This window comes from Faecalicatena contorta, from assembly GCF_001404335.1.
Lineage (GTDB): Bacteria > Bacillota > Clostridia > Lachnospirales > Lachnospiraceae > Faecalicatena > Faecalicatena contortus_B.
The window spans coordinates 13,226-36,260 of the sequence record NZ_CYZU01000056.1; the positions used below are offsets into that span (position 1 = coordinate 13,226).

Below are 23,035 nucleotides of genomic sequence, written 5' to 3' on the forward strand. Positions count from 1 at the left end.
AGAATCCGTAGCAGAAAAAAAGAGGCTGCTGATGGAACCAGCCTCTTTTCTTCTGCAAGGGCTTCTAGCGCGCACTCTATGCGCCCGGAAACACCACACCCAACCAATTCAATCCGCCTCCCCCGACCGGAATCCCCGCCGGTAAATTCATACCCCCGGCCGGATGCAAGCAGCCGCCGGAACCGGACATAGGTGTGGCTGGAGGCGTAGCTGCGGTTGTTAGCTGGAGTTAAGTAAAATAGAAGGAAAACCGGGGCAAAAAATGTAATCTCCAAATTACATTTTTTCCTGGGCCCAGCGCGCGAACCCATCAAGGGTTCGGGTGATGTGCCCAGGCTGCCCCGGTTTTCCTTCTATTTTACTTTACTCCAGCTTACAGCCGCAGCCCCGTCTCCAGCCACACCTATGTCCGGTTCCGGCGGCGGACTATACACCTGCCTCTCCCGCAAGAATTCACCCCAATTCCGCAATACGTGATACTCCTACGTAGATTTCTGATATTTTGTACCAGGTTCTATAGTCCACGGTTCCCGTCTGCGGAAGGCCGAACACGGACTGGAATTTTTCTACGGTTGCAGCCGTTGCCGGCCCGTATATTCCGTCTGCATCGATTTTAGGAATGGCGGGATATGCCCCGGCTATGACGTTAAGCTGTTCCTGCATCTGCCTGACTTTGTCGCCGCTGGAGCCGATCTCCAGAGTGTAGCCCGGCCAGGAGGAGGGGACTCCGGATATTTCCTGGGCGGTGTTGATATACATGTCGTCTCCGTAATAATAACGCAGAATCTCGATCGGGCTGTAGCCCTGCTCCCCGAGCGCCATTGACCCCCACTGTGTCATCCAGTTTGGACAGGTTACCCTGCGCCCGTCGCAGTACTGTGTCAGGATCGGCTGCCTTACATTAGGTCTGGACAGATAATCTGCAAATAACTCATCTACGATCACGGAGATTGTATCATAAAAATTTCTCTCCGGAATCCATTTGTGGTCAAATGCTGTGGAGGATGTGATCGTGAAATCATATCCTTTATTACGGTACCATTCTGTGTACACACGGTTCAGAGTAAAGGACATAATAGCCAGGACATTTGCCCGGATCGTATCTGCCGGCCATGTGGCGTAGATTTCACTGGATGCTACATTTTTGATGTAATCTTTATATTTTACATAATAATTCTGTGCGGTAGTGTCCCGGGGAGAACCGTCATGGACGATAATAAATTCCGGCACTACCACTCTGCTCAGTACGATTTCACCGGTCTCGTTAATCGGTTTTATTTCCTCCTCTGCTATCTTTGGGGGATATTCGCCGTATAATGTATGTGCGGGTATTACAAAAACCTGTTCATTCTCCCGGGTCTGGTCATTTGGCCTGAGCGCCACGTTCTGTATTGCTCTTACATCCGGCAGAATCTCTGTCCCCGCAATGCTCATGGGTTCAAACCCCGGTGCGCTGATATCCAGTGTGTATTCGGAGTAGGGCTGGTACTCAACCGTCGGATTCAGGCTGTACTCCAGGGGAGGCGCATCCAGATCCAGTACATCGGTCTGCCCGGACGCATCCGTATTCACCTGCTCCAGTGTACTCTCCGGAACTCCGGTATAAGATATCGATATTGTCGCCCCGGTAACAGGAAGTGCCGTAATCTCTGATGTAACGTTAATCTGCAGCTGCCCTTTGTCTACAGCATTATTCTGCATTGCTCTTAAAGAAGTCATATATTCCCTCGCAAAAAATTCATCTCTATTATATATATGCGCCGGAATTTAAAATGTGCCTGCGGGCAAAACAGGGAAATTGCCGTCAATAAAAATACGCCCCGGAAAAGACACCCGCTGTTTACCGCGCGTATCTTTTCCGAGGCGTTCACGCTTATCTCGTCAAAAAATATTCCGTATATCATTGAACAGGACTACGACCATAAGAACCATCAGCAGTGCAAAGCCTGCAATGTGCACCATACCTTCCTTCTCCGGGGGCACACGTTTGCGCCGTACGGCCTCAACGATCAAAAATACCAGTCTGCCGCCGTCCAGAGCCGGAATCGGCAGCAGGTTCATCACTCCCAGGTTGGCCGACAGCAAAATAGCAATGTTCAGCAGATTCAAGATAACCGTTGCCGCACCCGAAGGAGCCGCCTGCTTGTATGTGTCATCCACAAAATTTACAATCCCCACAGGCCCCGACATCTGCTTGATTCCGATCTGCCCGGTAACAAGCATCCTGAGGCAGTCAAACGTATAATTTACCCAGTACCGCAGCGTGTACGCTCCGTACTTGACAGAATCAACCAGACCGGCCTTTGTATTTGCTGTGCTGCCACGGATTCCCATCCGTTTCATGCTGTCCCCCTCTAGCTGCCTGGGTACAATCGTGGCCGTATACTCCTGCCCGTCTCTTTCGTATGTGACCTCCACGGAATCTGCATCTCTGTTCATCATATTAAAGAGACTGACCTCTCTCCATAGATGAATATCCTTTCCATTCAAACCCGTAATGACATCGCCCTCCTGAAGCCCCTGCTCCATGGCTGAGTATCCCGCATCCACACCCTGGACTACCGGAGCATCATACCCGATCCAGGCCACCAGAATGACAGAAAATATCAAAGCCATAATGAAGTTGAACACCGGGCCTGCCGCAATTACAGAAATCCTTGCCCAGACAGACTTGCTGTTAAAGCTGCCCTCCGTCAGATCATCCGCATCATCTTCCCCCATCATGCATGCCCCGCCAAATGGCAGAAGCTTCAGGGAAAACTTTGTCCCTCTGAATTCTTTTCCTATGATTGTAGGACCAAGTCCCAACGAAAATTCGTCCACGCGTATGCCATTAAGCTTCGCCAGGGTAAAATGTCCCAGCTCATGGAATATAATGACCACGCTGAACAGAAGTATTGCTAAAATTATCCCCATATACTACCACCTGTTTTTTATAAATTCATATGTTGCCTGCTCCGTATTTAGTATCTCTTCCACTGTAGGATGTTCAATTATTTTATGTTTCTCCATACAGGCCTGTATCATCTCCGGAATCTGCAGGTAACGGATCTTCCTTTCCAGAAAGAGGGCTACGGCCTTTTCATTGGCTGCGTTGAGGACTGTCGGCAGGGATCCCCCCCGCCTTCCGGCCTCGTATGCCAGCTTCAGGCCATAAAATGTTTCCATATCTGGTTTCTCAAATGTAATCTGTGAGAGGGCTCCAAAATCCAGCCTGCCGCCCGGAAGATATCTTCTCTCCGGATAATACAGGGCGTACTGAATCGGAAGCTTCATATCCGGCGTCCCAAGTTCAGCGATAACAGCCCCGTCCTCGTACTCAACCATAGAGTGGATAATGCTCTGTGGCTGCACGACTACTTCAACCTGGTCTACCGTCACGTCAAAAAGCCACTTCGCCTCGATAACCTCCAGGCCTTTGTTGACCATTGTAGAGGAATCGATCGTGATCTTGCGCCCCATCTCCCAGTTCGGATGCTTCAGGGCGTCTTCCACCTGAATGTTCCCAAGCTCCGCTTTTGAACGGCCCCTGAAGGGCCCTCCGGAGGCCGTCAGCAGTATCTTGTGGAGAGCGGCCCTCTGTCCGCCCTGCAGGGACTGAAAAATGGCGCTGTGCTCGCTGTCCACGGGCAGGATTGACACCCCATGTTCCCTGGCCAGCGGCATAATGATATGACCTGCCGTGACAAGTGTTTCCTTATTGGCAAGCGCAATATCCTTCTTCGCACGTATCGCCTCAATCGTAGGCAGAATCCCGATCATACCGACAATGGCCGTTACCAGAATCTCCGATTCGGGCTCTGCGGCTGTTTCCAGGATTCCATCCATTCCCGCCATTACTTTTACATCCAGGTCCCGGATATGCGCTTTCAGTTCCTTCGCCTTTTCCTCTGACCACACTGCCGCCATCTTAGGATGAAACTCCCGGATCTGCTTCTCCAGCAGTGCAATGTTGCTGCCCGCTGCCAGTGCGGTTACTTCTATATCGCCGTTCTCACGCACGACTTCCAATGTCTGGGTTCCGATAGAACCTGTGGAGCCCAGTATTGCAATTTTCTTCATATGCAGTTCCTTCCTTTGTACTCTATCACCTAAAGAAGAACAGACAGGTAATATATGATAGGCGCCGTAAATATTACACTGTCGAATCTGTCAAGTATCCCGCCATGCCCCGGTATCAGCTTTCCATAATCTTTGATATTGTGGTTACGCTTGATTGCAGAAGCCGCCAGATCGCCCACCTGTGAGATCGCGCCTCCCGCTGCGCCGATGATTGCAAACCTGACAATGCCTGCGCCCGCATCCCCCCACTTGTTGATAGCAAGGGCATACAGCACGCCCAAAAGTGCGGCTCCTGCGATCCCGCCTATACCGCCCTCCACTGACTTTTTGGGGCTCAGCTTCGGAGCCATCTTATGTTTTCCGATCAGCATGCCCACGCAATAGGCACAGGTATCGCATCCCCAGGAGCAGATGAATACCAGCCATACGGTAAATACCCCGCCCGGAAGGATGCGGATCTGATAAATATAGGACAGCATCACAGCCACATAAAATACACCGAAAAATGCTGCCAGTATCTGCTCTGTCCTGTATTTTGGAAAGGAGAATACAAGCACTCCCATCATACAGATTAAAAATACCATGAACAAAAGCATAAACCAGTCTGTCCCGGACGGCAGAACCGGCTTCAAATAAATCAGGGCATAATAGGCAGCCGCAAAGAGATAGCCGCAGATTCCCGGAGCCTTGTTACGGATATCAAAGACTTTGTAAAGTTCGCTCAGGCCGATCATGCTGATGATAAATAGCACTGCAAACAGAATGCTTCCGCCGGAAATCACTGTAAATAGTGCAATGAGTACTAATAGTATTCCACTGAGTAGCCGTGTCTTAAACATCCTGTTCCTCCTTTACGCCCCCGTAACGTCTGTCTCTTCTATTATACTGCTCGACAGCTTTTACCAATTCCTCTTTTGTAAAATCCGGCCATAAAACGTCTGTAAAATAAAATTCCGTATAGGCCATCTGCCAGAGAAGATAATTTGAAAGCCTCTGCTCACCGCTCGTCCGGATCAAAAGATCCGGATCCGGAATACCATGTGTATCCAGATACGACTCATAGACCGGGTCACTAATCTCCTCCACACGTATCTTCCCATCCACGCAATCCTGCGCCAGGCGTTTGACTGCCCTTATCATCTCATCCCTGCTGCCATAATTAATAGCAATTGTGAAGTTCAGGCCGTTGTTGTTTTTGCTGGCCTCCTCCAATTCTATTATCCTCTTCTTAATATCTTCATCCAGCGCTTTTATATCCCCGATTACACGGATTTTCATATCATTTTTCTCAGCCGTCTTCAGACAGGTCTTCATGTAATTGCGAAGCAGCTTCATCAGCGCATCTACTTCGCTCTTCGGCCGGTTCCAGTTTTCCGTGGAAAATGCATATACGGTCAGGTATTTTATTCCCATCCGCCATGCCTCCTCGCAAATTCTTTCCACATTTTTGCTGCCCTGCGCATGTCCGTAATTTCTCGGCATTCCTTTTGACTTTGCCCACCGGCCGTTGCCGTCGAGTATGATTGCTACATGCTGTGGTACGTTCATTCTATATATCCTCCTAATACCGTAGCAGTTCAGACAGGCCTGAACTCTTATGCATCCAGCCCATTAAATCCGCCTGCCTTATATCAGCAAAAGAGAGGCTGTATAATACGAGCCCCTCTTGTTTTCAAGTGATAAATCCCCGTTAAACTGTAAGCACTTCTTTGGATTTTGCTTCCACACAGCTGTCCACTTTTGCAATGAATTTATCTGTCATCTTCTGAAGGTTTGCTTCCAGATCTTTGATACCGTCCTCAGAAATCTCTCCGCCTTTGAGTTTCTTAAAAGCTTCGTTTCCGTCGCGTCGGATATTGCGGACTGCAACTTTCGCCGCCTCACCCTTTTTCTTAACATCCTTAACCAGTTCTTTTCTGCGCTCTTCCGTCAGTTCCGGGAATACCAGGCGGATGGTGCTGCCGTCGTTCGTCGGATTGATACCGATATCTGACATATTGATTGCTTTCTCTACCTCTTTGAGCAGGCTCTTTTCCCAGGGCTGAATCTGGATTAGGCGCGCCTCAGGTACAGAGATATTCGCAACCTGCTGAATTGGTGTAGGTGAGCCATAATAGTCTACAGTCAGCTTGTCCAGTACATGCGGATTGGCACGTCCTGCCCTGATTGTTGCCAGTTCGCTGTTCAGGTTGTCTACGGTCTTCGTCATCTTTTCTTCATATTTTTTTAATTTTTCATCCATGTCAATTGTCCTCCTTATACTGTTACTTTTGTCCCGGTAAATGTCCCGCTCATCGTCTCTGCGATACTGTTCTCTTCATTCAGTCCGAATACAAGCATGGGCATCTTATTCTCCATACACAGGATGGATGCTGTCAGGTCTACTGCCGCAAGCTTCTGGTCAATAACCTCCTGAATCGAAATCTCTTCATACTTCTTTGCCTCCGGATTCACCTTCGGATCGCTGTCATAGATCCCGTCGATTGCCTTAGCTAAAAGCATGGCATCTGCTTCTATCTCGATTGCCCGAAGTACCGCCCCTGTATCCGTGGAAAAATACGGATGGCCTGTACCGCCGGCAAAAAAGATAACCTTACCTTCTTCCAGGGCTGCGACTGCCGCATCCTTGGAAAATAATGTGGTAAATGCCCCACATACAAACGGGGTAAAAATCTCTGTCTTCATTCCCACATGTCTGAATATATCGGATACATAAATACAGTTCATAACCGTTGCCAGCATCCCAATCTGATCTGCCTTTGTCCGGTCTATTGTCTCGCTGGTGCGGCCCCTCCAGAAATTACCTCCTCCGGTCACTACCGCGACCTGAATTCCTTCGTCCACAAGCTGTCTGACCTGTTCTGCCACACCAATGCAGGTAGCCTCGTCAAACCCGGTCTTCTTATCTCCTGCAAGTGCTTCACCACTCAGCTTTAACAATACTCTTTTCATACGTCTTTAGCTCCTTCAAATTCTGTTGATTACTCTAAAATGAAGTATAACATAACTTTTCCATTTTGTCATGCACATATCCGGCATCTCTTTCATCTGTCATCGTAGTCAGTGTATCCCCTGCCATTAACATGGTCCTCCCCTTGGGAATCCGCTCTTTTCCGCCCCTTTCCAGAGCAACGAGAAGGCAGTTGTCGGGCCAGGTAATCTCCTCCACGCTTTTGCCTTCCAGCACGGAACCGTTCATGATCACAAAGGTGCTAAGCACCTTTTGTCCGGGGCTCTTCATATTCTGAGTCTGATTTTTTCCGGAATTTTTCAGAATACGATCCAGCATACTTTCATAGATTGGTTCCGACTTCATCAGCGTAGCGACGATATATGCAGTAACCGAAACAATTGCCAGGGAAAGCATCTGGCTCACGGAACCGGACATTTCAAACAGAAGGATAATTCCGGTAATCGGCGCCCGCACAATCGCCGTAAAATATCCAGCCATGGCCAGCAGGACAAAATTATTGATATACATTTCCTCCAGCCCGAAGAACTCAACTCCTGTCATGGCGAAAATGCCGCCGATCATGGCGCCCAGTATCAGCAGCGGAAAGAAGATCCCTCCCGGGGCCCCGGATCCGAAACTGACTGCAGAGAAAAGAAATTTTACAGCAAAGGTCACGATGACCAGACTGAGCGCCATTTCCCCGTTTGTTAATGTGATGATCAGTTTGTGGCCGCTGCCCAGCACGGAGGGCATTACAAGCCCCAGGACTCCTGCTGCCAGAAAGGCAATCATCAGCCTGGAAGTCTCATTCAAAAACTTTGGCTTTTTATACAAATCCTGCGCTTTCAGCATAGCCCAGTTATAGAAGACTCCCATCACGCCGCAGACCGCTCCCAGAAGAATCAGCATCCAGTAATAATTCTGCGGAAGGTAATGTTCCAGCTGGAACTTAAAAACCGGATCCAGGCCAAGTATATGGGAGGATATGTAGTCAGCTGTCACGGATGCTGTCATGACGGAGATCAGTATGGACATGGAAAAGCCTTTATGTATCTCCTCCAGTGCGAACATCATGCCCGCGAGGGGTGCATGAAAAGCCGCGGCAAGGCCTGCGCTGGCTCCGCATGTCATAAGGAACCTTTCCTCCGTCTTCCCCCGGTCGAGCATTCTGGACAGTCCCTGACCTGCCATCGCCCCGAGCTGGATGGAGGGGCCTTCTCTTCCCAGCGACAATCCGCCGAACAGGCAGAGAAAACCGCCGGCAAACTTGGCAGGCAGCACCTTTTTCCAATTCTGCGTCAGTTTTCCGGTTACTTCTCCCTCCACCTGGGGGATACCGCTCCCGGATATCATCGGAGCCCATTTTACCAGTCTGCCAACCACATATGCCATGAGAAGCAGAATCACGAACCAACCTGCGATCCGTACGGGGTTGCCCCTGATATATTTCAGCACAATATCCAGCCATTTTCCCGCATACGTCAGTGCAACCCGGTACAACAGCACCAGCAGCCCTCCCACTGCACCTACAAGAAGGCCCTCTCCGATCAGGATGACCGGAAAGCGCTGTGCCCGTTTAATGGTATGTGAAGTATCCTTTTTCAATGTTTTTCCCTCTTTTCCTCTCATTCGGGTGCGCCCCCGCAGCACCCGCTTTCTAAACCTCTAAATGAACATGGAAAACAAAACCGTTACCACTCCGCAAATTCCAATGGCAAGACCACTCATAGCCCCTTCTACTTCCCCGATCTCAATTGCCTTGGATGTCCCCACCGCATGGCTGCAGGCGCCGATGGCAAGGCCTGCCGCTACGGAATCCGATACTTTAAAAATCCGTATAAACAGCGGCGCGGCGATGCTCCCCAATATCCCTGTAAAAATCACCGCCACGACCGTTACGGGAACGACGCCGCCGTGTGCCTGCGCAACGCTCACGGCGATCGGTGTGGTAACGGATTTGGGAAGCATGGACATGGTCAGGCTCTGATCCAGTCTGAACAGCCTGCACATGCCGTACACGCTGGCCATGGACGCCAGAGAACCTGCTATACATCCTACTATAATAGGAAGCCAGTATTTTTTCAAGATGGAAAGCTTCGTATAGATAGATACTGCAAGGCAGGCCGTTGCCGGAGCCAGGAACATATTAATGATTTCCCCTCCGTTGTTATAAGAATCATATGGTATTTTAAAAACAAGGAGCACGCCTATAATAAGAACGATTGCAATAATAAGAGGATTACAGAGAGCCGATTTTGTTTTTTGCTGAATCCTGACTCCTGCGCCGAAAGCGATTACGCTGAGAGCCACTCCAAAGTAGGGAGATGTATACAAAGCTTCCATTATTTTTTCCTCCGATCCATTAATTTCATGGTCAGCTTCACACTGTATGCCGTCACCGCAAACGTGATGACTGTGGATACGATACAGATAATCAGCAGCTGTACCGCACTGCTTTTGAGAATGTCAAAATAATTCATGATGCTCACCCCTGCCGGCACAAAGAAAAAGGCCATATTCCCAAGAAGAAAGTCCGACTTTTCCTGGATATGTTCTATCTTCAGCAAGCCTGTCACCAGACAGATGAATAAGAATATCATTCCTATGACGCTTGCAGGAAAATCAAAGGGCAGAAACTCTGCAATCACCTGGCTCAGCCAGCAGACGGTAAAGATGATTCCGATTTGCCTGATTATTTTCATAATTCATCCCTCAATTCTTTTATGTTTTCATATGCAGATTTTTATGGCTATCTTACAAAATACACCCGCTGGTTTCTGTTGTCAACGGAACGGGCCGGGATTTATTACGATTAATTTCCTGCGTTCTGTGAGCAGCTGCAATATTTTAGACTTTTTCATACTGGTTAATCTCTCCTACAATTTTCCCCAAACTTATTGACATTAAGCCCGGGATGTTTTATGATACTTATGTTTTCACACTTTAAACAGTTAAAATTTTACAGTGCGAAGTCATTGTAAATGGGAGGTAATAGAATGATTATTGTATTAAAACCACACACATCGGAAGGTAATATCGACCGGGTAGAAGGCCTTGTCAAAAAGCGCGGACTGGATACCCACATTGTCAGAGGACAGGAAATGACAATCATTGGCTGTATTGGGGATACTACAGCGATTGATCCCAAATTATTTGAAGTCGATGACTGCGTGGATAAAGTCATGCACGTCCAGGAACCTTACAAACTTGCAAACCGGGCATTCCATCCGGAGGATTCCATCATTGATGTCTCCGGCGTGAAGATCGGCGGGAACCACCTGGCCCTCATAGCCGGCCCCTGCTCCGTGGAATCTTTTGCTCAGGTGCTGGACATTGCCAAATCCGCAAAGGCCTCCGGCGCCAACCTGCTGCGCGGCGGCGCATTTAAGCCCCGTACAAGTCCATATTCTTTCCAGGGACTCGGTATGGAGGGCCTGGATATCCTCTGTGAGGTCAAGAAAGAAACAGGGCTCCCTATTGTAACGGAATTAATGTCCCCGGAATACCTGGAGATTTTTAACGAGAAAGTAGATTTAATCCAAATCGGCGCCAGAAATATGCAGAATTTCGATCTGCTTAAGCAGCTCGGACAGCTGGACCGCCCGATTCTTCTAAAGCGGGGCCTCAATGCAACATACGAGGAATGGATCATGTCCGCCGAATACATTATGGCATCCGGTAACGAGAACGTTATTCTCTGCGAACGTGGAATCCGAACCTTTGAGACCTTCACAAGAAATACGCTCGATCTGCAGAGCATACCTGTTCTGAAGAAAAAAACACATCTGCCTGTCATCGTAGACCCGAGCCACGCAGGCGGAAAATGGTGGCTGGTAGAGCCAATGGCAAAAGCATCGGTTGCTGCGGGTGCTGACGGACTAATGATCGAGGTCCATAACGATCCCGAATCCGCTTTGTGTGACGGGGCCCAGTCACTGAAACCGAAAAAATATAATGATTTGTTAAAACAAATTAAAGAAATAGCTCTGGTAGTCGGAAAAGAAGTATAGGAGCGCAAGGGGGTCAGACCCCTCTGCAGAGGGGTCTGACCCCCTTGCATACCATTTTGTCTAAAAAGGAGAAAGCTCGTGGAATTAACAGTAAACTTAGGTGAAAACAGTTATCCAATCTATATAAAATCCGGAATTCTGGCAAATGCAGAAACTTTTGTAGCACAAGTTTTTCATGGGAAACGCATTATGATTATCTCAGATGATCATGTTTTTCCTATTTACGGCCAAAAACTGGTAAAGGCGCTTCCGTCTTATGAATGCCGCAGCCTCATACTTCCACATGGGGAGCTGACGAAGAGTTTTCAGTCTCTCCCCCGGATTTATGCCGCTTTGTTGGAAAATAATATTACCCGCAGTGATCTCGTTATAGCACTGGGGGGCGGTGTCATTGGTGATCTGGCCGGTTTTGCTGCGGCAAGTTATCTGCGCGGTGTTAATCTGGTTCAGATACCAACTTCTCTTCTGGCTCAGGTGGACTCCTCTGTAGGTGGGAAGGTAGCGGTTGATCTTCCACAGGGAAAAAATCTGGTAGGTGCATTTTTCCATCCCAAGCTGGTACTGATAGACCCCGACGTGCTGGATACACTTCCCAAACGGTATATCACCGACGGCATGGGAGAAGTAATCAAGTATGGCTGCATCAAGGATGCCAGCCTCTTTGAAATCTTAAGTTCCTCTCCTTCGTTTGATGGATTAAAAGACCGGCTGTCCTCAATCATATACCGCTGTGTAGATATCAAAAGAATCGTTGTGGAAGACGACCAGTTTGACACCGGTGAGCGGATGCTGCTGAATTTCGGCCATACCCTGGCACATACCATCGAACAGTATTATCACTATGAACGCGAAAGCCATGGGGAAGCCGTTGCAATTGGCATGTACCAGATGACAAAGATTTCCGAAAAGGCCGGGCTTACTGTCCCCGGCGAAGCAGAACGAATCAAGCAGGTGCTGGATACCTACGGTCTCCCCTGTGAATGCGGACTTCCGGTGTCTGCACTCCTGGATGCTGTAAGGCTGGACAAAAAGAATCTGGATAATCATCTGAATGTAATTCTTTTACACGCTATTGGTGACAGCTTCATTTACCCTACCAATCTTGATTTTTTCAAAACAGCAGGAGTGATTTAGCCATGAATACAGAAAAGAAGGAACCACTGCATTTTGGTGTACTTGGCAACCATCTTGGGCACAGCCTTTCTCCCGAGATCCACGAAGATCTGCTCCGACAGCAGAAGATCTCCGGTACGTATAAAAAATATGAAATGGACGAAAACGAAGTCCTCCGTATACTGGAAGTAATGAGGGATGAACATATTCTTGGCATGAATGTGACTATGCCATATAAAGAAGTCGTTTATCAGCTCATGGATGTCATTGATCCACATGCAGAAAAAATAGGCGCTGTCAATACTGTTTTAATGAAAGACGGTAAATTTTACGGTTACAATACAGATTATATCGGAGCCGTCAGCATGTTCCATAAAGCCGGTATCACACTGGCTGGGAAAGAGATTGTCATTCTCGGTTCGGGCGGGGCCGCCCGGGGGCTGATCTATGGATTCCATACGGACGGCGCTGCTAAAATCACAGTCGCAGCGCGCAACGAAAAAGCGCTCGATTCTCTGCAAGAGCGTTTTCCTTATATAAATACCTGTAAACTGACAAATGTTCCTGCCGGTGATATTCTGGTCAACACCACCCCCCTGGGCATGCATCCCCACGTTGGCGAAAGTCCGGTAGATGCATCCGTGATCCGGCAGTTTAAAGCGGCTTCCGACATCGTCTACAATCCTTTGATCACGGAATTTCTAAGAATTGCAAAGGAAGAAGGACTGCAGATCGTAACCGGACTCATGATGCTGGTAGACCAGGCAATCGGATCTGAAGAAATCTGGCTGGGTAAAGAGCTGGATTATAATATGGGCAATCGGATACACGATGAATTAGCCAGAAAATTCTGACAATGGTGTTCAAAAGGGTCAGACCCCTCTGCAGAGGGGTCTGACCCCTTTACACAATTTCCCATGGATTTTCTTCCCCTGCCTCATTCAGACAGCAGCTTTCTATGGAATGTCTCACCATATCACTCACTGCCTGATCCGTATAAAACGCCATGTGAGGAGTTACGATCACATTAGGGAATCCCCGCAGTATATATAACTCCCTCTTACTTATAATATCGGATTTTCGGTCATAATAATACATCCCAAATTCATCTTCAATCACATCCATTGCAGCCGCACCAATCTTCTCTGACTCCAGACCGTCCAGCAGCGCTTTTGTATCAATCAGACCACCCCGGGCCGTGTTAATCAGGACTACCCCCTGTTTCATTTTAGCAATGGCATCTGCGTTGATCATATGGTAATTATCATCCCCAAGGGGCATATGGAGTGTTATCATATCACATGTTGCAAAGATCGTATCAAGTTCCGCGTATTCTGCATATGCATGGACCTTCTGGGATGGAAACAGATCATAAGCATAAATCCGGCATCCAAATCCACTTAAATCGCGGATTACGGCCTGCCCAATCTTTCCGGTGCCTATCACACCCACGGTAAAATTGTGCATCTCTCGCCCCTGTATGCCCGGAAGGGAAAAGTCATTGATCTCCTCTCTCTGCATGATCCGTTTCATTTTACGGATTGCCATAAGCATGAGCATCACCGTGTAATCCGCCACACACTCAGGCGAGTACGTTACATTGCTGACTTTGATTCCAAGTTTCTGCGCTGCCTCCATATCCACATGGTCATACCCTATCGTCCTGGTTGATATCATCTTTACCCCCAGCTCGTGGAAGCGCCCGATAAGCTGTGCATCCATCTTAGTGGTAATAATACTGATATATTCATACCCCGCAGCAAGACCGGCATTTTCCATGCAGGGGTCATCATAACAGATCCCCAGCTCCACGCCGTATTCTCTAGAAAATCTCTGAAAATACACAGCCTCATCGAACTCCCGGTAATTATAAACAAATATCTTCATCACTAACCCTCCCTGTCAGAGCTTACTTTACATCAGGCCATAGTGGCTGAATGCACAGGCTATCCCGTCCTCCTCAACCTTAGCAGTTACATATTCGGTGTACGGGTCAAGTTCTTTTGCATGATCTCCCATAGCAATCGCATGCCCCGCATATTCGAACATCGATAAATCATTCGAGCTGTCCCCAAATACATATGCCTGCTCCGTCTCCATTGCAAACTTCTTTAAAATATACTCACACGCGGTTGCTTTAGAATAGCCCTTCTGAATGCACTCATAAGTATCGCCGCCCCGGTTGATCGGCTCGATATCTTTCTCCACAAACTTGAAAAAAGTGTCTTTGTCGCTGAGTTCATCCGCATAAACAAACAATTTGTCATACACAAAGCTTCCCTTTTCAATATACTCCTCCAGGCCCAGCCCGGCGTTTTGAAAATATCGTCTGGAGCTCTCCAGCCTGTCAAAACGCGACATTCGACTTGGCAGATATATGTCCTGAGTCCCCTCCATTATCCCATCCAGCCTGCATTCTATCATTTTATCAATAATCTCTCTTCCCCGTTTTTCGGGAATTGATCTGGAAAATAAAACCTCGGCATGATAAGTGAGATATGTCCCGCATCCACACAGGAATCCATCAAATTCAAACTGGCTGATCTTCGGCGGTATACTGCAGAATGTCCTCCCTGTATTTATAAAAAGCAGGTGTCCCGCACGCTTTGCCGCACGCATGGCATCCAGTGCGCTCTGCGGGATCTCCTTCGTAATCTCACTCAGTATGGTGCCGTCAATATCCAAAAACAGTGCTGCTCTTTCCATCTTGTTCTCCTAACGTTTCAGATTTTCTTCTATCACTTTATCACTCTTTCCCCAAAAAATCCATTTCTATACCTCACAAAAAAAGAGGATTTCGCCCCGCAGCTTCCGCTGATTTGCCATACGATGAAAATATTTCTGCATTTTCATCATATACTATAGGAAATAAGATACAGGAGATGTAATGAAAATCAATCTGAAACCCGATACGAAAAAGAAATCTCTACTAAAAAATACTGCCAGACTTGTGCTGCTCTTTGCCGCTGCATTTTTGGCCGGACGCGCCGCCGGAAGGGCTCAGGATTATTTTGCCCCCGAGGCTGTTGCCACCTCCGCAGAAGGGAACTGGGGATTAAGCTTCCAGGATGAAGGCCAGCCGCCGGTCGCTAACGCAACCGCCGAAGAGCTGAAACAATTTGACGCATACTATTCCGGAAATACGGATGAAAAGGTTATATACCTGACCTTTGACGCGGGATTCGAAAATGGCAACACCCCTGCGATTCTAGATGCGCTGAAAAAGCACAATGTACCTGCGACATTTTTTGTGGTAGGCACCTTCATATCGTCCAATCCGGATCTGATTAAAAGGATGGTGGAAGAGGGCCATACGGTGGGCAACCATACATATCACCATCCCGATATGTCACAGATATCAACCCAGGAAGCCTTCCAAAAAGAACTAGGGGATGTTGAAGAGGAATATAAGAAAATTACCGGTCAGGAGATGACAAAATACTATCGTCCTCCGCAAGGAAAATACAGTGAAACAAACCTGAAGATGGCAAAAGAAATGGGGTATAAAACCTTTTTCTGGAGCCTGGCCTATGTAGACTGGTATGAAAATGACCAGCCCACGAAAGAGGCAGCTTTTGAAAAGCTGCTTGGCAGGATCCACCCCGGCGCAATCGTACTGCTTCACAGCACTTCAAAAACAAACGGGGAAATACTCGATGAACTGCTGACAAAATGGGAGGAAATGGGGTATACATTTAAACCGCTGTCGGAAATTTAAGGGGGAGGTTCGCCTGCCAGAAGCATGGAGCAGAGATCTGCTGGGAGACAGGGGTGTTTCTGTGGGCGGACAATTTATGCAGAAGATCTAAAAGCAAAACAGAAGAATCTTATGACTACAGACGGTTTTACGGAGAAAGCTTGATGCTTTTTCCGTGAAACCGTCTCAAATCTTGATTTTGTGAATCATGATTTGGCCATAAGATTCTTCTGTTTTTCTGTAAGAGTTTCTAATCACGCGCTTTATGCCCACAGAAACACCTCTGTCTCCCTGCTTCTATCAGGCTGCGTGCATCCGATGTCCGCTCCTCACTATTCGACTACCTTGCCTTAAATTCCTCCACAATATGTATCATTTCCTCTGATGGATTGGATATAACTGCTGAGTTAAGTATCTTACAAGGTGAATTTACAGCTGCGCTCTCAACTGCCGCAGTTACTGCAGAAACGCTGCCACTGATAAATATGAGGGCATGTCCTCCGCATTTTGTGTCCTGTGTCTCATAGGTTACTTCTGCCGCTTTCAGCATCTGATCCGTGACCAGTACGGCGTTTGCTTCCCCAAGGACTTCTACAAGTCCGAATGCTCCATATGCCATAAAAATATACCTCTTCCTTACTTGTTGATTGTCATTGTAATTGCTGGTTCAGTCTCAGCTAACGGTGCCGCTATTATTGTATGGGAAACAATCTTGGAGATTGGTTCCGCCACTCTGAGCGCGACTTCCATGGCTGCATTGACGTTGGAGACATTGCCTCTCATCTTAACACATGCACCCGCTCCCAGACGGTTTCTCTCTACTGCCTGGATCTTTACATCCGCAGCTTTCGCTGCCGCATCTAATGCTACAAAACATGCGCACTCGCTGTCAAGCTCGAATACGCCTATTGCCATACCTTCATACTGTCCGGCCATAATTCCCTCCTGCCTGCAGAACTACTATTTTTTCTATTCTGTCAATATTTTTATTATATATAACCAAAGATAAAATTTCAACAAAAAAGTGGAGAATCTTTCGTTACTTTGCGCACACTATGGTCGTGAATAATAACAATCTTTACTGTTTCCCCACCTTATTTATTTTATAAAAATAATACGGAACCAAAGGGATTAAAGCTGCAAGCCAGGCCGCCGGATCTGAAAGGCAGACCCCGAAAAAACTTGTCTTTCCGGCAACTGCTGCCACAACCAGGGCGCGCGCCGCCAGTTCAAATACTCCGCCCAGCATGGGCACCAGGCCGTATCCCATTCCCTGCAGTGCGTTGCGGTACAAAAAGATGCTTCCAAGGAACGGATAGCACCAGAATACCGCCAGGAAATAGACCACAGCAGCATCGATTACGCCTTTCTCCGCAGGAGAAACAAACATAAGCACCATGTATTTTCCAAAGAAAAATATCAAAACCATCAATACCGCGCTGCAGATTAAGATCATTGCCTGTGTATACCAGACGCCTTTTTTCACCCTGTCTAACCTGCCTGCACCCCAGTTCTGCCCTACATAGGTTGCAATGGTCGCTCCAAATGCTATAAAGACGCATGCGATCAGGTTCTGGATCTTGGCTCCGGCGGAAAAGCCTGCAATATAGACTGCTCCGTAGATATTAACCGCTCCCTGTACAATGATGGTTCCAATCCCGGTGATGGAAAACTGAAGGCCCATCGGTGTTCCGAGCGCCAGAAGTTTTTTTATACTGTTCCAGGAAATATGGAAATCTTCTTTTTTCAGATGCAGAATTAAAAATTTCTTTTTGATATACAGGAAGCACAGCAGCGCTGAGATTCCCTGCGCAATCACTGTTGCGTAACCGCACCCTGTTACCCCCATATGAAACCAGGTGATAAATACAATATCCAGAAAGATATTTATCACTGCGGAAATGATCAAAAAATACAGCGGCGATTTTGAATCCCCCAGTGCTCTGAGCACGGCAGCCAAAGAATTATAAGCGGCCGTCACGATCAGGCCTGCATAGATAACTGTCATATACCCTTTCACATCCGGCATCAGTTCCTCCGGTGTATTCATGAGCCTCAGAATCGGCTCATTTGCTGCCAGAAGCCCCACCGTCATGGCTACGATAATGGCGAATGTCAGATAGACCGACATTGCTGTATAATGCCGCATCCGGTCGTATTTGCGGGCGCCAAACCACTGTGCCACTAAAATAGAGAAACCACTGCTGATCCCGGTGATCCAGCCGGTCACCATGAACATGAGTGAACCTGTGCTCCCTATGGCAGCAAGGGCATTCACCCCTAGGAACTGCCCCGCTATAATCGAATCCGCTATATTATAGAACTGCTGAAATATATTTCCCAGGCACATCGGGATCATAAACCAAATCATCAGCTTTACCGGGTTTCCTGTGGTCATATCATTTGTCTTATTCTTTCCCATTTATCTCTTCTGCAGCATCGCTGCCTTCCTCTTTTTTTGTATCGGTCTTTTCTATCTATAACCGGATTTTCCTGCTAGAGTGTGTCTAAAAATTGCTTGTTGCAAGATGTTATCCCAGTTTGCGGTGTATTTACTGCCAAATACAGGAGGCGTAACGGGCTACGCCCTCTGGATTTGGCAGTAAATACACCGTGAAGTGGGGCGGCATATTGCGGCAATGAATTTTCAGACACGCTCTAAGATAAAATACGGCTGTACCCTCGTGCTGCCTTGCTGCCAGACACGTTTGTACAGCCAGATATTTTATAAATCTATGCTGATTTCCTGCTTTTCTATATTATGCTTCTTGGCATAGCCGGTCAGGATCATGGTCAGCGCTCCGTCCCCGGTCACATTGCATGCGGTTCCAAAACTGTCCTGCAGGGCAAATATAGTAAGCATCAGCGCGGTTCCGGTCTCATCAAATCCAAGCACCCCGGTAATCAGCCCCAGTGAAGCCATTACGGTTCCTCCCGGAACCCCCGGCGCCCCGATTGCAAAGATTCCCAGCAGCACACAGAACAGTACCATTGTTCCCGGGGAAGGAATGCTGCCATAGAGAATTTTGGATACGGTCATGACAAAAAATACTTCTGTCAGTACCGAACCGCAGAGATGGATATTTGCAAACAGCGGAATCCCAAAATCAACCATATCCTCTCTGAGAGGCGGCTCTGATTTTTTCGCGCACCGCAGGGCAACCGCCAGCGTTGCTGCAGAAGACATCGTTCCGACCGCGGTAATATATGCCGGGCCATAATTCTTGATGACATCCAGCGGGTTGCTCTTCGAATAAGCGCCGCCTGCCGCATAGAGCACAGCCAGCCAGATATAGTGCCCTGCCATAACGATCAGTACGACTTTAATAAATACCGGCAGCTGTTTTGTGATTGTACCTTCATAGGACAATGCACAGAATGTAAAGGCGATAAAAATTGGAAGCACCGGGATCACGACTTTGGTCACGATCTCCAGCACGATTTTCTGGAATTCATCCAGTACTTGTGTAATCACTTTTGCTTTCGTCCACGCAGCCGCAAGCCCGATCATAACAGAAAATACCAGTGCGCTCATAACCGGCATGATCTGCGGAATATCCAGCTGGAATACTACACCGGGAAGTTCTTTTAGCCCATCCACCTCAGATACGATGGAGAGGTGCGGAATCAGGCCGTAACCTGCCAGCATGGAAAGAAGCGCCGCCAGCACGGAGGACACATAGGCGATAACGATTGCCACTCCCAGCATCCTGGAGGCGTTGTTGCCCAGCTTTGTAATGGATGGGGCAATAAAGCCGATGATAATCAGCGGAACACAGAATGTGATCAACTGTCCGAGAATGTATTTTACAGTGACTACAATATTCATAAATCCCTCATTGGCGATCTGGCCAATCAGGATACCAGCCACCACTCCGAGCAGAAGCCGGAATGGCAGATTATTAAATAATTTCTTCATAGTTTCAATCCCTTTCCTATAGAATCGCTATATTATAACATATCTCTCTTTCTCTCCGCAAACATCCGCCTGCGCTTCCTGTATTTCCCAGCTGTCAAACGGTTATTATACACGGCCTATGAACCGTACATAGTAACGTCAAACGGCCCTATGGCTATAGCCGAGTATCTCTTGCGGCTCTCTGCTGAATCAACTGAGCCGTGATGCTCACCGCGATCTCCGCAGGAGTTTCTGCTCCGATGGCAAGGCCGATCGGAGTCGTGATTCTGTCCAGATCTGCATCAGTAAAACCCTGTTCCTTTAATTTTGCAAACACACCGGCTTTTTTGTGTCTGCTCCCGATCACTCCGATATAAGCTGCGGAAGTCTTTAAAACCTGTGCCTGAACCGCCAGATCGTCCTTATGCCCGCGTGTCATGATACACACATAATCCGGGGCATCGATTGTAACATAATCTGCAATATGGCTGTTCTCAATTAACAGGACCTCTTCTGCCCCGGGAAACAATTCAGCCCTGCTGAACTCCTCCCTGTCCTCCAGAACCACACACCTAAAATCAACTGCTGCAAGAGCCGGCACCAGTGCCTGTGAAACGTGTCCTCCCCCGAAAATATAGACACGCCCCTGCTGCTGCATATTCTCACAGTAAAACTTACGCCCCTCTGTCTCTATCAGCACGGGTTTCATCTGCAGCCCTTCAAAAACAGCCGCTGGAAGCGATATCCCTGCGATAGCGCCAGAACGGCGGCAGACCGCCATACCTCCCTCTCCGTCCTCAGAAATCTCGCTGACAAGCCAGAATCCCTCTTTTGTTTGATATAATGCCCCGATCTGCTTAATTAGAACCAGTTTCTGCTCATCATCTGCAGAAATGTATTGAAAATGCACATTCACATCTCCCCCGCAGATCATTCCCAGATCCTGGATCTCATTTTCCCTGAGCCGGAAGTATTCCAGGCGCGGCTTCTTGCTGCGCAGTACCTCCGCCGCCACGCCTTCACTGTGGTGCTCGACCGCCCCGCCGCCTACCGTCCCCCAGATTCTCCCGGCGGAAGTAACCAGCATACGCGCCCCTGCCCCCCGCGGGGTGGAGCCGGTACTTGCAACAATCGTAACCAGAACCGCATCCTGCCCCCTCAGCATACACTCATACAGTAAGTGAAATAATTTCTCCATGCCATCATCCTTTCATAGGGGTCTTACCCCTTTGAACACCGAATTCCGAATTGTTTGAAACAATTCGGAGAATGGGACACAAAGGGGGCAGACCCCTATAATAATTCTGCCCTCAGTTCTTCTGCGGACTTCATAGAAAGCAGGCCCGGTGCGATATCGAATACTGTCTTTGCGCCGGAATCTCCATTCTTAGCGAGACGGTATGCTGCACGCGCGTAGCATACCAGTACGCTGGATGTGAATTCCGGATTGGAATCCAACTTCAGTGAGTATTCAATTACGTGCTTACTGCCTTCTCTTCCCGTCTCACCACTGCGGATGACAAATCCACCGTGCGGCATTTTGCTGTGTTCGGCTTTCAGTTCTTCTTCTGTGATAAAAGTTACGGTTGTGTTGTAATCCGAGAAGTAGTTCGGCATGTTTTTGATCGTTTCTTCGATCTCCTTCAGATCCGCGCCTTCCTCAGCCACTACATAACATTCTCTTAAGTGTTTGTCTCTTGTAGTGAGTTTTGGACCGCATCCGCTTCTTACCTGCTCTACTGCTTCTTCAACCGGCACGGTATACTGGATGGCGTTCTTCACACCCTTTACGCGGCGGATCGCGTCTGAATGTCCCTGGCTTACGCCTTTTCCCCAGAATGTATATGTATCTCCCTGTACAAGAATGGACTCCGCATAGATCCTGTTCAGTGAAAACATTCCCGGATCCCAGCCTACGGAAATGATTCCGATATGGCCGCCGGCTTTTGCGGATGCGTCTACATCTGCAAAATATTCCGGTATCTTGGCATGAGTGTCAAAACTGTCGATCGTATTAAAGTTCTTTACAATCTCGGGACCGATCACCGGGAGGTCCGTTGCTGAGCCGCCGCACAGGATCATCACATCAATCTCATCTTTCATGCTAAGTATATCATCCATATGAACGACCGGAACACCCTCTGTCATAATCTGAACGCTCTCGGGTTCACGCCGTGTAAAGATGGCTTTTAATTCCATATCCTCATTGCGCTCAACCGCAAGCTCTACTCCACGTCCGATGTTTCCATAACCAACAATTCCAATTCTGATTTTCTCCATCGTATATCCTTCCTCTCCAATATTTCTTTCATAAATTATTTGAATCGTTAATAAGTATAACATATGAGCCCTGCGTGTACAATTTAAAATTAAAGCGCACCCGGGCATATTAGCCGCGGATGGTAACAGTTCAGACAGGTCTGAACTGTTACCGCGAATGCGCTCTGCGTTTTCCTCTTTAAACTTACTCGTTGCTTCTAAGACGGAATCTCCGGTACATCAAAATTCAAATATTCGGACTCATGCCCTAACATGTCACAGCTTCTCGATCCCCGTTGCAAAATATCCTGCCGATTGGACGGCTTCTTTCAGCTGAATGTCTTTGTAATCCTTTTTCATTCTGACCGTTACACAGCCCTCTGCAAAATCAGCCTCAGCTAATACACCATCCATACTGTTATAAACATTTTCTACTCTTCTGGCACAATTTGCGCAGGTCATTCCACCGATCCGTATTTTTCTGATGTACGGATAGTGGGCAATATTTGGATCCGCAGGCCTCACACGTTTCACCGGATCCTGGCCGCCCCCGCAGCACCCGTGCGTCAAACGCTTTGTATAGCTTCTGATCCCCAACACACAAACGATAATAATAATGATACATATAATTCCAGTTGCCATAATCGTTTACTCCTATTTGATCTTATTTAAGTTAGTTTAATCTAACTTTATAATACACCACAATTGTAAAAAAGAAAACCCTTTTATTTTCTTTTCTGCTTTAGTAATCCTAAATCATTACTGTTCAGACGTGACTTTTCACATCCCGGCCAACATCTAAATCGGGAGTTAGTGACGCGCTTTAGTCGCGGTACGGATGGGGACGCTCCATGAAGGGATAGCCGAAAACCTCCCGGAGAACATCCATGTCCTTTCAAAAACGCGGCCGCGGACCTAAGAAATTCTAGGCGGGAAACAGCCCTGAAAATGGAGCACCACTGACCCATCACGAGAAATCCGATGATTTCTCGCGCTGGGTCAGCTGATTTTTGGATTCGGAATCCAAAAATCTCTCCATTTTC

23 protein-coding genes are annotated in these 23,035 nt (G+C 47.8%); 4 read left to right on the forward strand and 19 right to left on the reverse strand.

What is annotated here, in order from left to right; genetic code table 11:
* Positions 1-453: 453 nt before the first annotated feature.
* The 10 genes from ARB69_RS20845 to ARB69_RS20890 form a co-directional block, all read right to left on the reverse strand.
* On the reverse strand, positions 454-1,719 hold the full coding sequence (locus tag ARB69_RS20845; RefSeq protein ID WP_050638660.1) for a peptidoglycan-binding protein: 1,266 nt from the start codon (positions 1,717-1,719) through the stop codon (positions 454-456).
* 162 nt (positions 1,720-1,881) lie between these two features.
* Positions 1,882-2,916, reverse strand: a complete 1,035-nt coding sequence (rseP, locus tag ARB69_RS20850) for an RIP metalloprotease RseP (protein WP_050638661.1) — start codon at positions 2,914-2,916, stop codon at positions 1,882-1,884.
* 3 nt (positions 2,917-2,919) lie between these two features.
* The gene (dxr, locus tag ARB69_RS20855; RefSeq protein ID WP_050638662.1) at positions 2,920-4,062 is read right to left on the reverse strand and encodes a 1-deoxy-D-xylulose-5-phosphate reductoisomerase; all 1,143 of its coding nucleotides are present in this window, start codon (positions 4,060-4,062) and stop codon (positions 2,920-2,922) included.
* A 29-nt stretch (positions 4,063-4,091) separates the two neighbouring features.
* Positions 4,092-4,901: a phosphatidate cytidylyltransferase gene (locus ARB69_RS20860; protein WP_050638663.1), complete on the reverse strand. Its 810-nt coding sequence runs from the start codon at positions 4,899-4,901 to the stop codon at positions 4,092-4,094.
* A complete protein-coding gene (locus tag ARB69_RS20865) occupies positions 4,894-5,610 on the reverse strand; it encodes an isoprenyl transferase (protein WP_050638664.1) in 717 nt (238 codons plus the stop codon). The genes ARB69_RS20860 and ARB69_RS20865 overlap by 8 nt, the downstream gene beginning before the upstream one ends.
* 142 nt (positions 5,611-5,752) lie before the next feature.
* Positions 5,753-6,304 carry a ribosome recycling factor gene (gene frr, locus ARB69_RS20870; protein WP_050638665.1) on the reverse strand — a complete coding sequence of 184 codons (552 nt, stop codon included), beginning with the start codon at positions 6,302-6,304 and terminating at the stop codon, positions 5,753-5,755.
* 14 nt (positions 6,305-6,318) lie between these two features.
* Complete coding sequence (gene pyrH, locus ARB69_RS20875) at positions 6,319-7,014, reverse strand: UMP kinase (RefSeq protein ID WP_025656828.1); 696 nt, start codon at positions 7,012-7,014, stop codon at positions 6,319-6,321.
* A 34-nt stretch (positions 7,015-7,048) separates the two neighbouring features.
* Complete coding sequence (locus ARB69_RS20880) at positions 7,049-8,620, reverse strand: ClC family H(+)/Cl(-) exchange transporter (protein ID WP_050638958.1); 1,572 nt, start codon at positions 8,618-8,620, stop codon at positions 7,049-7,051.
* A gap of 60 nt (positions 8,621-8,680) precedes the next feature.
* Positions 8,681-9,358: an LrgB family protein gene (locus tag ARB69_RS20885; RefSeq protein WP_050638666.1), complete on the reverse strand. Its 678-nt coding sequence runs from the start codon at positions 9,356-9,358 to the stop codon at positions 8,681-8,683.
* Positions 9,358-9,717 carry a CidA/LrgA family protein gene (locus ARB69_RS20890; RefSeq protein ID WP_050638667.1) on the reverse strand — a complete coding sequence of 120 codons (360 nt, stop codon included), beginning with the start codon at positions 9,715-9,717 and terminating at the stop codon, positions 9,358-9,360. Before ARB69_RS20890 ends, ARB69_RS20885 begins: the two co-directional genes overlap by 1 nt.
* A 294-nt stretch (positions 9,718-10,011) precedes the next feature.
* Between ARB69_RS20890 and aroF the strand changes: the two genes are divergently transcribed.
* From aroF to aroE, 3 genes are all read left to right on the forward strand, one after another.
* Complete coding sequence (gene aroF, locus ARB69_RS20895; protein ID WP_050638668.1) at positions 10,012-11,025, forward strand: 3-deoxy-7-phosphoheptulonate synthase; 1,014 nt, start codon at positions 10,012-10,014, stop codon at positions 11,023-11,025.
* A gap of 78 nt (positions 11,026-11,103) precedes the next feature.
* Entirely contained in the window at positions 11,104-12,159 is a 1,056-nt protein-coding gene (gene aroB / locus ARB69_RS20900; RefSeq protein ID WP_050638669.1) for a 3-dehydroquinate synthase, read from the forward strand.
* Between the two features lie 2 nt (positions 12,160-12,161).
* Positions 12,162-12,992: a shikimate dehydrogenase gene (gene aroE / locus ARB69_RS20905; protein WP_055154907.1), complete on the forward strand. Its 831-nt coding sequence runs from the start codon at positions 12,162-12,164 to the stop codon at positions 12,990-12,992.
* A 49-nt stretch (positions 12,993-13,041) separates the two neighbouring features.
* On the opposite strand, the gene ARB69_RS20910 is transcribed toward aroE, so the two are convergent.
* Positions 13,042-14,025: a D-isomer specific 2-hydroxyacid dehydrogenase family protein gene (locus ARB69_RS20910; RefSeq protein WP_055154908.1), complete on the reverse strand. Its 984-nt coding sequence runs from the start codon at positions 14,023-14,025 to the stop codon at positions 13,042-13,044.
* A gap of 27 nt (positions 14,026-14,052) precedes the next feature.
* The gene (locus ARB69_RS20915; RefSeq protein ID WP_055154909.1) at positions 14,053-14,844 is read right to left on the reverse strand and encodes a Cof-type HAD-IIB family hydrolase; all 792 of its coding nucleotides are present in this window, start codon (positions 14,842-14,844) and stop codon (positions 14,053-14,055) included.
* 181 nt (positions 14,845-15,025) lie between these two features.
* On the opposite strand from ARB69_RS20915, the gene pdaA reads away from it, so the two are divergent.
* Positions 15,026-15,856, forward strand: coding sequence for a delta-lactam-biosynthetic de-N-acetylase (gene pdaA / locus ARB69_RS20920; protein WP_050638673.1), 831 nt, complete (start codon positions 15,026-15,028; stop codon positions 15,854-15,856).
* 319 nt (positions 15,857-16,175) lie between these two features.
* Here the strand turns inward: pdaA and ARB69_RS20925 are convergent, their stop codons facing one another.
* From ARB69_RS20925 to ARB69_RS20955, 7 genes are all read right to left on the reverse strand, one after another.
* Positions 16,176-16,454 (reverse strand): BMC domain-containing protein, encoded by a 279-nt coding sequence (locus tag ARB69_RS20925; RefSeq protein WP_025656821.1) that lies wholly within the window; start codon positions 16,452-16,454, stop codon positions 16,176-16,178.
* 17 nt (positions 16,455-16,471) lie between these two features.
* Complete coding sequence (locus ARB69_RS20930; protein ID WP_050638686.1) at positions 16,472-16,771, reverse strand: BMC domain-containing protein; 300 nt, start codon at positions 16,769-16,771, stop codon at positions 16,472-16,474.
* Positions 16,772-16,913: 142 nt separating this feature from the next.
* Entirely contained in the window at positions 16,914-18,257 is a 1,344-nt protein-coding gene (locus ARB69_RS20935; protein WP_055154910.1) for an MATE family efflux transporter, read from the reverse strand.
* A 303-nt stretch (positions 18,258-18,560) separates the two neighbouring features.
* Complete coding sequence (locus tag ARB69_RS20940) at positions 18,561-19,754, reverse strand: dicarboxylate/amino acid:cation symporter (RefSeq protein WP_050638688.1); 1,194 nt, start codon at positions 19,752-19,754, stop codon at positions 18,561-18,563.
* Positions 19,755-19,908: 154 nt separating this feature from the next.
* Positions 19,909-20,931: an XdhC family protein gene (locus tag ARB69_RS20945; RefSeq protein ID WP_055154911.1), complete on the reverse strand. Its 1,023-nt coding sequence runs from the start codon at positions 20,929-20,931 to the stop codon at positions 19,909-19,911.
* A gap of 95 nt (positions 20,932-21,026) precedes the next feature.
* Entirely contained in the window at positions 21,027-22,013 is a 987-nt protein-coding gene (locus ARB69_RS20950; RefSeq protein WP_050638690.1) for a diaminopimelate dehydrogenase, read from the reverse strand.
* 255 nt (positions 22,014-22,268) lie between these two features.
* Positions 22,269-22,634 (reverse strand): heavy-metal-associated domain-containing protein, encoded by a 366-nt coding sequence (locus ARB69_RS20955; protein ID WP_050638691.1) that lies wholly within the window; start codon positions 22,632-22,634, stop codon positions 22,269-22,271.
* Positions 22,635-23,035 lie beyond the last annotated feature (401 nt).